The organism is Psychrobacter sp. 1U2 (genome assembly GCF_051847575.1).
Map to the genome: position 1 here is coordinate 1 of NZ_JBPYDC010001840.1, position 513 is coordinate 513.

Annotated in this window: 1 pseudogene; it reads left to right on the forward strand. The window is 44.6% G+C overall.

Annotated features, from left to right (window positions below):
• Positions 1 to 513 (forward strand): annotated as a pseudogene (locus ACS8FD_RS24700) (DNA-directed RNA polymerase subunit beta'); the annotation flags it as partial.

The window sequence follows — 513 nt, forward strand, 5'->3', positions numbered from 1 at the left end:
GTGATCGTTCAAGTACGGCAAAAGATTTACGTCCTGCCATCATTTTGAATACTGATGAAGGCAAAGAAGTTGTTTACTTCTTACCTGCTGAAACGATTATTCGTGTTAGCGATGGTGAGAAAGTAGCCGCAGGTTCTATCTTAGGCCGTGTACCACAAGCAACTTCAGGTACAAAAGATATCACTGGTGGTCTACCACGTGTGGCTGACTTGTTTGAGGCGCGTCGTCCAAAAGATCACGCCATCATGGCAGAGATGACAGGTGTGGTTAGCTTTGGTAAAGAAACCAAAGGCAAAAATCGCTTTATTATTACCAATGAAGACGGCGAAGTACATGAAGAGCTAATCCCGAAATGGCGTCAGATCAACGTCTTTGAAAATGAGACGGTGGCACGTGGTGAGGTTATTGCTGATGGTCCACAAAACCCGCACGATATCTTACGTTTAAAAGGTCAAACGGCCCTTGCCAACTATATCGTTAACGAAGTACAGGATGTTTACCGCTTACAAGGTG